General features: G+C 73.3%; 10 protein-coding genes, 6 tRNA genes and 1 pseudogene. 9 read left to right on the forward strand and 8 right to left on the reverse strand.

Annotated elements, in window-relative coordinates; genetic code table 11:
- Window positions 1–827, forward strand: a pseudogene (locus ABZY57_RS30465) (hypothetical protein); the annotation flags it as partial.
- 85 nt (window positions 828–912) lie between these two features.
- On the opposite strand, the gene ABZY57_RS30470 reads toward ABZY57_RS30465, so the two are convergent.
- Both ABZY57_RS30470 and ABZY57_RS30475 read right to left on the reverse strand, forming a co-directional pair.
- Window positions 913–984, reverse strand: a tRNA-Val gene (locus ABZY57_RS30470).
- A gap of 58 nt (window positions 985–1,042) precedes the next feature.
- Window positions 1,043–1,525: a TIGR02611 family protein gene (locus ABZY57_RS30475; RefSeq protein ID WP_356517406.1), complete on the reverse strand. Its 483-nt coding sequence runs from the start codon at window positions 1,523–1,525 to the stop codon at window positions 1,043–1,045.
- 177 nt (window positions 1,526–1,702) lie between these two features.
- Here ABZY57_RS30475 and ABZY57_RS30480 point away from each other — a divergent pair, with 177 nt between their 5' ends.
- Both ABZY57_RS30480 and ABZY57_RS30485 read left to right on the forward strand, forming a co-directional pair.
- Window positions 1,703–2,116, forward strand: a complete 414-nt coding sequence (locus ABZY57_RS30480) for an SsgA family sporulation/cell division regulator (protein WP_030011909.1) — start codon at window positions 1,703–1,705, stop codon at window positions 2,114–2,116.
- A gap of 230 nt (window positions 2,117–2,346) precedes the next feature.
- Window positions 2,347–2,973 (forward strand): CGNR zinc finger domain-containing protein, encoded by a 627-nt coding sequence (locus tag ABZY57_RS30485; protein WP_356517408.1) that lies wholly within the window; start codon window positions 2,347–2,349, stop codon window positions 2,971–2,973.
- Window positions 2,974–3,257: 284 nt separating this feature from the next.
- Here ABZY57_RS30485 and ABZY57_RS30490 read toward each other — a convergent pair whose 3' ends face one another.
- Complete coding sequence (locus ABZY57_RS30490; RefSeq protein ID WP_356517410.1) at window positions 3,258–3,707, reverse strand: hypothetical protein; 450 nt, start codon at window positions 3,705–3,707, stop codon at window positions 3,258–3,260.
- 201 nt (window positions 3,708–3,908) lie between these two features.
- Here ABZY57_RS30490 and ABZY57_RS30495 point away from each other — a divergent pair, with 201 nt between their 5' ends.
- Window positions 3,909–4,415 (forward strand): DsbA family protein, encoded by a 507-nt coding sequence (locus ABZY57_RS30495; protein WP_356517412.1) that lies wholly within the window; start codon window positions 3,909–3,911, stop codon window positions 4,413–4,415.
- Between the two features lie 73 nt (window positions 4,416–4,488).
- Here the strand turns inward: ABZY57_RS30495 and ABZY57_RS30500 are convergent, their stop codons facing one another.
- Genes ABZY57_RS30500 through ABZY57_RS30510 form a run of 3 tightly spaced genes read right to left on the reverse strand, consistent with a single transcriptional unit; the run spans window position 4,489 to window position 7,333 of the window.
- The gene (locus tag ABZY57_RS30500; RefSeq protein WP_356517414.1) at window positions 4,489–5,313 is read right to left on the reverse strand and encodes a GNAT family N-acetyltransferase; all 825 of its coding nucleotides are present in this window, start codon (window positions 5,311–5,313) and stop codon (window positions 4,489–4,491) included.
- A gap of 56 nt (window positions 5,314–5,369) precedes the next feature.
- Window positions 5,370–6,197 carry an aminodeoxychorismate lyase gene (locus ABZY57_RS30505; protein WP_356517416.1) on the reverse strand — a complete coding sequence of 276 codons (828 nt, stop codon included), beginning with the start codon at window positions 6,195–6,197 and terminating at the stop codon, window positions 5,370–5,372.
- The gene (locus ABZY57_RS30510; RefSeq protein ID WP_356517418.1) at window positions 6,194–7,333 is read right to left on the reverse strand and encodes a chorismate-binding protein; all 1,140 of its coding nucleotides are present in this window, start codon (window positions 7,331–7,333) and stop codon (window positions 6,194–6,196) included. The genes ABZY57_RS30505 and ABZY57_RS30510 overlap by 4 nt, the downstream gene beginning before the upstream one ends.
- Window positions 7,334–7,513: 180 nt before the next feature.
- On the opposite strand from ABZY57_RS30510, the gene ABZY57_RS30515 reads away from it, so the two are divergent.
- From ABZY57_RS30515 to ABZY57_RS30535, 5 genes are all read left to right on the forward strand, one after another.
- Window positions 7,514–7,586: transfer RNA gene (locus ABZY57_RS30515), tRNA-Gly, on the forward strand.
- A 45-nt stretch (window positions 7,587–7,631) separates the two neighbouring features.
- Window positions 7,632–7,705 (forward strand) — tRNA-Cys (locus tag ABZY57_RS30520).
- A 1-nt stretch (window position 7,706) separates the two neighbouring features.
- A tRNA-Val gene (locus tag ABZY57_RS30525) sits at window positions 7,707–7,778 on the forward strand.
- A 19-nt stretch (window positions 7,779–7,797) separates the two neighbouring features.
- A tRNA-Val gene (locus ABZY57_RS30530) sits at window positions 7,798–7,869 on the forward strand.
- Between the two features lie 54 nt (window positions 7,870–7,923).
- Window positions 7,924–7,998 (forward strand) — tRNA-Val (locus ABZY57_RS30535).
- Window positions 7,999–8,058: 60 nt separating this feature from the next.
- Here the strand turns inward: ABZY57_RS30535 and ABZY57_RS30540 are convergent.
- Entirely contained in the window at window positions 8,059–8,373 is a 315-nt protein-coding gene (locus ABZY57_RS30540) for a zf-TFIIB domain-containing protein (protein ID WP_356517420.1), read from the reverse strand.
- A gap of 65 nt (window positions 8,374–8,438) precedes the next feature.
- Window positions 8,439–9,479 carry an aminoglycoside phosphotransferase family protein gene (locus tag ABZY57_RS30545; RefSeq protein WP_356517422.1) on the reverse strand — a complete coding sequence of 347 codons (1,041 nt, stop codon included), beginning with the start codon at window positions 9,477–9,479 and terminating at the stop codon, window positions 8,439–8,441.
- Window positions 9,480–9,681: the final 202 nt, after the last annotated feature.

Below are 9,681 nucleotides of genomic sequence, written 5' to 3' on the forward strand. Positions count from 1 at the left end.
ACCGGCCCGCGCCGACGTGGGCCCGCGCCGGGGCGGCGGCGCTCGCCGTCGGGTACGCGGCGCTGCTCGCGGTGGCGCTGGGCGCCCTGCTGGAGCGTCCGGTGGCCTGGTGGGCGCCGCCGGTGCTGGTGGTCCCGGCGGCGGTGGCGGCGCTCGGGCCGCGGCTGGGCGCCGTACGGGTCCCGGCGGAGGCCGCCGCGGCCGCGGCGGGCCTCCTCGCGGTGGCCCTGGCCACGGGGGACGCTCCGGTGCTCGCGCTGGTCCTGGCGCTGGCCGGTGTGGTGTGCGCGCTGGCGGCGGTACGGCCCGAGCGCCGGTCGGCGGCGGGCTGGCCGGCCGGGGCGCTGTTCCTCGCGGCGACCTGGGTACGGCTCGCGGCTTCGGAGGTGACGGTGCCCGAGGCCTACACCCTGCCGGTGACGGCGGCGGCCCTGGCCGTGGGATTCCTGCGGCGGCGCCGTGACCCGCTGGCCGGGTCCTGGACGGCGTACGGGCCGGGTCTGGCGGCGACCCTGCTGCCGAGCACCCTCGCGGTGTGGGGCGATCCGCACTGGCTGCGGCCGCTGCTGCTGGGGACGGCCGCGCTCGGGGTGACCCTGGCCGGTGCCCGCGGCCGGCTCCGGGCGCCGCTGCTGCTGGGCGGGGCGACGCTGGCGGCGGTGGCCCTGCACGAGCTGACGCCGTACGTGGTCCAGGTGGTGGACGCGCTGCCGCGCTGGCTGCCGCCGGCGCTGGCGGGGGTGCTGCTGCTGGTGGTGGGGGCCACCTACGAGAAGCGGCTGCGCGACGCCCGGCGGCTGCGGGAGGCCATCGGCCGACTGAGGTAACCCGGCGGGCCGGGGGCCGGGGCCGGACGGGTGAAAAAGCCAGAGGCCCGGAGACTGTGAAAGTCTCCGGGCCTCTTGGTCCGGGTGGGCGATACTGGGTTCGAACCAGTGACCCCTTCGGTGTGAACGAAGTGCTCTCCCACTGAGCTAATCGCCCGGACGCACCGCAAACATTACCGCATGTCAGCGGTGCTCTCCGCCATGGTCGGGCGGGCTCACTGGTCCTTGAGGTTCCAGGGCAGCACGAGCCCGTACTTCCACAGGTAGAAGCCGATCAGGACACCCGCGATCACGAGCCCGACGCTGGTCAGGATGATGTTGCGGCGTCGGACCTTCGGATCCAGGGCCTTCTGGGCGGCTTCGCTGACCTTGCGCTTGGTCCAGCGCAGGGCGAGGTGGGCCCAGGCGAATTCGGTGGCCCAGATCGCGAGCCCCGCGAAGATCGCCACCCAGCCCGGTCCGGGCAGGACCAGCATGGCGACGCCGGCGCCGATGACGGCGAGGCCGACGACGAAGACGCCGACCTGCCAGCTCAGGTGCAGGCCGCGGCGGGCCTTGATGAAGGCCGGCGCCTTCGAGACGTGCGGCGCCTCCTCGGCGGTGGATCCGGACGCGGATCCGGACGCGGATCCGGACGCGGATCCGGCTTTGGATTCGGCTGCGGACTCGTCGGTCTCGCGGTCACTCCCCGTGTTCATGGGGACGAATCTACCGGAGGTCCCAGCACACGTGAATGGTGGTTTGGATCCGCCGTCCGAGGGACCCAGAGGTCCGCAAAACGGTCAGAGGGGTTTACAACGGCACCGTAGGTGGCATGTCGATTTCGCCGACGTGCGAATCCCCGAGCGCACACTGAGCGAAAGGCCCTGGCGCTTATGAACACCACGGTCAGCTGCGAGCTGCACCTGCGCCTCGTTGTGTCGAGCGAGTCCTCACTGCCTGTTCCCGCGGGCCTGCGGTATGACACGGCCGATCCCTACGCCGTGCACGCCACCTTCCACACCGGCGCCGAGGAGACGGTCGAATGGGTATTCGCCCGCGACCTCCTCGCGGAGGGTCTTCACCGGCCCACCGGTACCGGCGACGTCCGTGTCTGGCCGTCCCGGAGTCACGGTCAGGGGGTCGTCTGCATCGCCCTGAGCTCACCGGAGGGAGAAGCGCTGCTCGAAGCACCCGCCCGAGCACTGGAGTCGTTCCTCAAGCGGACGGACGCCGCGGTTCCACCAGGAACCGAACACCGGCACTTCGACCTCGACAAGGAGCTCTCCCACATCCTGGCCGAATCCTGAGCCAGGCCTACAGAGGGAACCCTCCCCCGGCCGATGCCGGGGGCCGCACGACACCGTCCGACTCGGGGCGACGGTGCACGGCGGACAACCACATACGGAAGTGCCGGCGCTGTCCATGCGGGAGCCACCCGCGTGGACGGCGCCGGTGCGTTTCGGGGTGACCCGCTAGAGTCGGCCAGCGGCGGCGGCAGCAGACCGTCACCGCAGGCCCGGCCCTTCAGGGAGACCCCGTGCAGATCCCCCACGACACCCGTCGCGCGCTCGACGTCGTCGTCGCGCTGGTGAACACCACGGCCGAGACGGAGCAGCCCGACGGGCTGGCGGACGTGAACGCGCTGCGCAGCTTCGTCCAGGAGTACGCGATCAGCGACGTCGGCGAGCTCAGCGCCCGCGACCTCGCCGGCGTGCGCACGGTGCGCGGCAAATTCGCCCAGGTCTTCGCGGCGCCGAACTCCCGCATCGCCTCCGTGCTGATCAACGAGCTGGTCGCGACGGCCGGCACCACCCCCCAGCTGACCAACCACGACGGCTACGACTGGCACGTGCACTACTTCGCCCCGGGCGCGTCGGTGGGTGACCACCTGGCGGCCGACGGTGGCATGGCACTGGCCTTCATCGTGGTCTCGGGCGAGCAGGAGCGGCTGCGCCGCTGCGAGGCCCCGGACTGCCGGCGGGCCTTCGTCGACCTGTCCCGCAACCGCTCCCGGCGCTACTGCGACAGCCGCACCTGCGGTAACCGGCTGCACGTGGCGGCGTACCGGGCCCGGCGCAAATCGGAGCTGGGCACGGAGCCGGGCTCAGAGCAGGAAGAGATCGTGCACGGCGGCGATCAGCAGCAATCCGCCGATCACGCCTAGGAAGATCATCAGAGGCGGCTGGGAGAGCGCGAAGAGGCAGCCTCGCGGCTCCTCGGCGACGGGGACGGTGGCCGGCGCGGGAACGGCCGGCTCACCCGGCGATGTGTCGAGCATGTCGGGGCGATGATGGCCCAGCGAACCGGCGCGCGCCGCTCAACACGCCAGACGGAACGCGCGAGTTCACCGGATCCCGTCCGATCAGGTGGTTCCCGTCCCGGATCGCCGCCGCGACCGGGGCCACAGCGGGCGGCTCCGCAGCCGCCTGCGTCCCGGCCGCTGCGCGGTCATATGCCGTGCTTCTTGAGGATCGCCTCGATGTCGGAGAAGTCCTCGGCGGGGGCGGTGGCCGGAGTCGGCCGCGGGCGGGCGCCGTCACCCAGCGAGGGCGCGGAAGCGGCCGGGGCGACGGCCTCCTGGGCCGGGCGGCCCTTGGCGGCCTTCGGCCTCTTCCGCTGCGCTTCCCCCTCCCCCGCGCCCAGTCCGCGCCGCTCTATCGCGCGGGTGGTCACGAAGAGCAGCCATGCCAGTCCCAGCACGGCGAACCCGGCCCAGACGGTCGGCTTGAAGACGATTCCGGTCGCCCAGGCCACGACGCCCGTCATCACCAGGCCGACGGGCACCAGCGAGTACGCCGCGATCCGCGTCGCCGCGAGGAATCGCTTGCGGTAGGCGGTCAGCGCGGCGATGCCCAGGCCCGCCGCGGACACCGCGGAGCAAATGGTCTCGGCGAGCATGCGGGGCCTCCAGGGGGCGGATCGGTCGGTCGGACCCGGCCGGCGGGCCGGGCGTTCTGTCCCCATCCATCCTGCACCGGCGACCCTCGCCCTGGCCACGGTCGTGGGCCCCCACGGGCGGATCTCCGGGACATCTCCGGGTCCGGTCTCCTCCCGAGGTCCCGGTCCGTGCCCGTCTGCGCGGGCTGGGAGACTGTCCGCATGACCGATTCCGTGATCCTCGACGTCTGGTGCGAACTTCAGTGCCCGGACTGCCACAGCGCCCTGGACGACGTACGCGCCCTGCGGGCCCGCTACGGCGACCGGCTGGACATCCGGCTGCGCCACTTCCCGCTGGAGAAGCACAAGCACGCCTTCGCCGCGGCGCAGGCCGCGGAGGAGGCCGCCGAGCAGGGGCAGGGCTGGCCCTACGTGGAGGCCGTCCTGGCCCGTACCGCCGAACTCGGCAAGGCCGGCGAGTCGGTACTCGTCGAGGTGGCGCGTGAACTCGGCATGGACGCCGAGGAGTTCGACACCGCCCTGATCGACGGCCGGCACATCCTGATCGTGGACGCCGACCAGGCCGAGGGCAAGGCGATCGGCGTGACCGGCACCCCGACGTACGTGATCGGCGGGGAGCGCCTCGACGGCGGCAAGAGCCAGGAGGGCCTGCGCGCGCGCATCGAGGAGATCGCCGACCGACTGCTCGCCGCGGGCGACGAGGCCTAGGACCCGACCTCGGCCCAGACCTCGACCCCGGCCCCGGCCTCGGCCTCGGCAGGACCCTTCGGGCCCGAGCTCCCTAGATCAGGTCCTTGGCGTAGTTGAAGTTCGTCGTCCGGTAGCCGAGGGACTCGTAGAGCCGCAGGGCCGGGACGTTGTCGGTGAAGACGTGCAGCGCGAGCACCCGGTGGCCGGCCGCGAGGGCGGTGCGTTCCGCGAGGAGCATCAGGTCCCGGCCGTAGCCGCGGCCGCGGTGCTCCTCGGCGACGGCGACGTCGAAGACGTAGGAGTCCCCGCCGTTCGGCGCGACCCACACGGTGCCCACGGGGACGCCGGCCGCCTCCAGCACGGAGAAGCTGACGTCGGGGGTGGCCAGCCCCAGGGGGAGCATGGACGCGTGGTCGTTCGCCGACTTCGTCCGCGCGGCCCCGGCCGGCATGCCGCGGCTGATCCAGCTCTGCGCGTAGCTCTCCAGCGCCGCCGCGTGCCAGGTCTCGAACTCGGCCTCCGTCATCGGGCGGCCGGCCACCCCCTCGGACAGGGCGGGCGGCTCGGCGGGGAGTTCCTTGGCCATGTTGCGGCTGTACTCGGCGTACCCGAGGGCGGCGGCCAGGCGCAGGCCGCCCGCCGAGTCGGCCGGGACCGAGACGCGGACGCGCCGGCAGCCCCAGCCGCGCAGCACTTCCTCGGCGGCGAGCGCGGCGACCGTGGCGCGGCCGCGCCGGCGGTCGGGCTCCTCGACGACGAGTTCGCGGATCTCGGCGACCGTCGGCCCGAAGGGGGTGTCGGCGGCGAGCAGCAGGGCGCCGACGCGCCTGCTGTTGACGCGGATCTCGTACGGGCGCGAGCGCGCCCCGCCGGTGCTCTGCTGAAGCGGCCCGCTCGGCCGCAGGGTGGTGGTCATCAGTCGAGTTCTACCCGCCCTGCGGCCCGAAGCACAGCAGATTTGTCCGGTCCCGGTCAGGAGCGGGGGTCGGTGTCCCCGGCGGAGCGCTCGTCGAAGATCCGCATGGCTTCGGCCGTGACGGGGCCGGGAGCGGAGCCCAGCTCGCGCCCGTCGATCCGTACGACGGCCTGGACGTCGCGCAGGGAGGAGGTGAGGAAGACCTCCTCCGCCTGTTCCAGGGCTTCGAAGGGCAGGTCGGTCTCCTTGGCCCCGCACCATTCGGCGACGAGGGCCCGCGTGATGCCCGCGAGGCAGCCGGAGGCCACGGGCGGGGTGTGCAGCTGCCCGTCGAGGACGACGAACACGTTGGAGCCGGTGCCCTCGCAGAGCCGTCCGACAGTGTTGGCGAAGAGGGCCTCGGAGGCGTCCGCCCGGTGGGCGGCGGCGAGCGCGACCACGTTCTCGGCGTACGAGGTGGTCTTCAGGCCCACCACGGCGGAGCGCTCGTTGCGCACCCATGGCACGGTGACCACGGCGGTGGTGTCGGGGCGGCGGGTGGTCCCGGCGAGGGCGACGATCAGCGTCGGGCCGGCCTCTCCGCGGTCGGAGCCGAGCGGGGAGACGCCTCCGGTGTAGGTGACGCGGAGCCGGCCGAGCGGCAGCGGGTTGGCCTCCAGTACGGCGGCGCAGGCGCGGCGCACCTCGTCCAGGTCGGGGTCCGGCAGGCCGAGGCCGCGGGCCGAGCGGGTCAGCCGCTCCAGGTGCCGGGTGAGGGCGAAGGTCGTCCCGCGCTCCGCCTTGAGCGTCTCGAACACCCCGTCGCCGACGGTGAGGCCGTGATCGAACACGGACACCTTCGCTTCGTCGGCGTCCCTCAGTGCCCCGTCGAGCCAGATCCTCACTGTACGGTCCTCCCGCTTTCGTCCGTCTGTGCATCGATCGCGCCGATCGCGCTGATCGCCCCGCTCGCGCCGGCCGCACCCGTCACACCGGTCACGTGCGCTTCGATCGCTCCCGACGCTACCCGCAGCAGCCGGGCGGCCTTCAGCTCGGTCTCCGCCCACTCGCGGTCGGGGTCGGAGCCCCAGGTGATCCCGGCGCCGGTTCCGAAGAGCAGCCGGGGGCCGCCGGGGGCCGTGCGGTCGATCCAGAAGGTCCGGATGCCGACGGCGAGCTCGGCCGTGCCCCGGTCGGCGTCGACCCAGCCGATGCCCCCGCAGTAGGGGCCGCGCGGGGCGGTCTCCAGGGCCTCGATGATCCGCAGGGCGGAGGACTTGGGAGCTCCGGTCACGGAGCCGGGCGGGAAGGTCGCGGCGAGCAGCTCGGGCCAGCCGGCGCCCTCGGCGAGTTCCCCGGCGACGGTGGAGACGAGGTGGACGAGGCCCGGGTGCTCTTCGAGCGCGCACAGTTCGGGGACGGTCACGGAGCCGGTGGCGCAGACCCGGCCGAGGTCGTTGCGCACGAGGTCCACGATCATCACGTTCTCGGCGTGGTCCTTGGGCAGCAGATCGGCGGCGGTGCGGCCGGTTCCCTTGATCGGGCCGGACTCGACGTGGCGGCCGCTGCGGCGCAGGTAGAGCTCGGGGGACGCGGTGGCGATCTCGACGCCGTGGGCCGGCAGCCGAATCGTTCCTGCATACGGGGCCGGGTTGCCGCGCGCGAGCAGCGCGGTCAGGGCGTCCACATCGGCGCCCGCCGGATCGGGAAGCGGCGCGGACATCACGCGGCAGAGGTTGGCCTGGTAGACCTCGCCCGCCTCGATGTGCTCGCGGATGCGGCGTACGCCGGCGGTGTACGCGGCGCGGTCGAGGGAGGAGGTCCACTCGTCGGCGTCGGGGCCGCGCCAGGCCCCGGGGGCGGGGGCCGGCACCGGGTCGGGGCGTATGTCCCCGAAGCGCGCGCAGACGAGTCGGCCTTCGAAATCGGCCGTCACCGCCCAGAACCCGGTGGAGTCCAGGGCGGCGGGATCACTGGTGACATCTCGGAGATCGGTCGCGAGAAGGCCGCCGAAGCGGGCGAGGGGAGGCAGGTCGTGCACGGCTGCGAGTCTATGACCGGTGACGCCCGGGCGCCGGTGAGGCGTCTGCCGGGTGACCGGCGGTGATCGGGCGGCAGCACGCTGCGGAAACGCGTTTTTGAGCTGGCCCGGGAATCCGCTAGAGTTCAACACGTCGCCAGGGAGCGAAGGGGGAAAACCCCGGAGCGAACACGGCGACCTGCGGACGTAGCTCAGTTGGTAGAGCACCACCTTGCCAAGGTGGATGTCGCGAGTTCGAGTCTCGTCGTCCGCTCAAAGGTGGGGGATCATCTTCCCGAGGACCCCCTGCTTGCTCCATGGTGGAGTGGCCGAGAGGCGAGGCAACGGCCTGCAAAGCCGTCTACACGGGTTCAAATCCCGTCTCCACCTCCAAGGACGATTAGCTCAGCGGGAGAGCGCTTCCCTGACACGGAAGAGGTCACTGGTTCAATCCCAGTATCGTCCACTGGTCCGCAAGGATCCCCGCGCGATTAGCTCAGCGGGAGAGCGCTTCCCTGACACGGAAGAGGTCACTGGTTCAATCCCAGTATCGCGCACGCAGTAAGCTCCACACCCGCCACCTGCGGTGTTCGCACCGTGAACGTGGTCCCGCGCGATTAGCTCAGCGGGAGAGCGCTTCCCTGACACGGAAGAGGTCACTGGTTCAATCCCAGTATCGCGCACCAGTTGTCCGTAAAGCCCCGGCCGTTCCCACGGCCGGGGCTTTCGCGTGTCTCCCCCGGGGCTCAGGAGGAGAAGAGCATCCGGCCGAAGCCGCCCTTGCGGTGGCCGTGACCGTGGCCGTAGCCGCCGTGCTGCGGGGCGCCCCAGGCGGGCGCGGGAGCGGCGTGCTGCTGCGGGTACGCGGCAGGGGCCGGGGCCGGCGGTGCGGCCGGGGGCGGGACCTGGCCGTACTGAGCGGTGTACTGGGACTCCAGGCGGGTCAGCGACTCCAGCTCGCCGTAGTCGAGGAAGATGCCGCGGCAGCCGCTGCACTGTTCTATCTGGACACCGTTGCGGTTGTAGGTGTGCATCATCGCGTGACACTTCGGACACTGCATGACCGGATCAACTCCTCGCCGTTCGCGTCGACACCGGATGCGTACCCGGTGGCGTGAGGCTCACCCTACGACGGAGCCTTCGGCTCCAAGTCGGGCGGGAGGGAGGCAATTCGGGCACAGGCCTCCACCATGAGCCGCTCCACGTCGTCGAGTCGGCGCCGCTCGCGGGCGGACTTGACGAGGGCCAGCGCGGCCGTCTGCACGGTGAGGGCGCGGGCGGCGAGGTCGAGTCGCGGCCAGGGATCGCAGCCGGGTGCACCGGCCGCGGGACCGCCGGCAGCGCGGTAGGCGTCGAGGAAGCGCAGCCAGGTCTCCGTGTCCAGCAGCCCGGCGGCGTACCAGGCCGCGGGCCGGGCGAGGTCCCAGGCGGGCATGCCGAGTCCCAGGTCGTCCACGTCGATCAGCCGCCAGCCCCCGGCCGGGCTCCTGACCAACTGCCCGAGGTGGAGGTCGCCGTGGCAGAGCGCCCCGCCGGACGGCGCCGGCCCCTCCCCCCGGGCCCATCCCGGGAGCGTGGCCGCCGCGACCCGAACGAGCCGCGCCATCCGCGCGGCGTCGGCGTCCACGTCGCCCGCCGGGCACCCGGGGATCCTGACCCCGGCCGGCCGTCCCCCGGGTGCTGCGCCGGGCGGAGCCGGCTCCAGGGGATGGCCCTGCCCGGCGGACGCCCGTACGCGGGCCCGGGGCGGGTGCGCCGCGTCGAGGCGGTGGAGGGCGCGGGCGAGTTTCGCCGGGCCGCGCATCGGGGGGACCGGGTAGGGGAGGTGGTGGAGCGGGGTCCGGTGGAGGGCGGCCAGGAGCTCGGCGGCGGGCTCCCAGGGGGCCTCCTCGGGGCGGTCATGGGCGACCGGAGCGCCGTAGGGCCACAAGGAGACGGGCCGCGAGCCGACCTGGCCGAGCCCGGTGTGCAGCGGGGGCAGCAGGACCCCGGCCAGCGCCGGGTCCCCGGCCAGGCGGATCCGTACCGCCAGGGCCTCGGGATCGCTGTCGCCGGCGTGCGCCTTGGCCACGACGTCCCCGCAGCGGACCACGGTGCCGTCGTCGCGGTCCGCGAGGAGTACGTACTCCGCCGCGCCCGCGTAGGCGGCGAGCGCGGCCGCGCTCACTGGCTCCAGCCGAACCACGCCTCGGTTCTCCCCGTGCCCCGCACCCCGGGCGGGTGCTCCTCGGAACGAGAGTACGCAGCGCGGGGCCGGACGGCAGTGGCGGCGCCGCCGGACGGAGTCCGGCGCAGCGGCCCGGCGCCCGGGGGCCCGCAGGCGCCGAGCCGGCGCGAGGGGCGCTCCACAGGGGTGTGCGCGGGCATGA

It is taken from the genome of Streptomyces sp. NPDC006450 (assembly GCF_040612195.1).
Lineage (GTDB): Bacteria > Actinomycetota > Actinomycetes > Streptomycetales > Streptomycetaceae > Streptomyces.